Below are 508 nucleotides of genomic sequence, written 5' to 3' on the forward strand. Positions count from 1 at the left end.
CCCGCCGATCTCGCCGATCATGACCACCGCGTCGGTGTCGTCGTCCTGCTCGAACAGTTCCAGGATGTCCTTGAAGGACGAGCCGTTGATCGGATCGCCGCCGATGCCGACGCTGGTCGACACGCCGATGCCGAGCGCCTTCATCTGCGAGGCCGCCTCGTAGCCGAGCGTGCCGGAGCGGCCGACGATGCCGACGCGGCCGGGAAGATAGATGCTGCCCGGCATGATGCCCATCAGCGCCTGTCCGGGCGTGATGACGCCGGCACAGTTCGGGCCGATTAGGCGCATGCGGTCCTCGAAGCGGTAGCGGCGCATGTAGCGCTTGACCTGCATCATGTCCTGCGACGGGATGCCGTCGGTGATGCAGACGCAAAGCTTGATGCCGGCATCCGCCGCCTCCATGATCGAATCGGCGGCAAACGGCGGCGGCACGAAGACGATGCTCGCCTCGGCGCGGGTCTCGCGCACCGCGCCCTTGACGGTGTTGAAGACCGGCAGGCCGAGATGC

The 508-nt window shown here is 67.1% G+C and carries 1 pseudogene; it reads right to left on the reverse strand.

What is annotated here, in order from left to right:
• A pseudogene (locus EH240_RS37435) lies at window positions 1–508 on the reverse strand (succinate--CoA ligase subunit alpha); the annotation flags it as partial.

The organism is Mesorhizobium tamadayense (assembly GCF_003863365.1).
Classification (GTDB): Bacteria; Pseudomonadota; Alphaproteobacteria; order Rhizobiales; family Rhizobiaceae; genus Mesorhizobium; species Mesorhizobium tamadayense.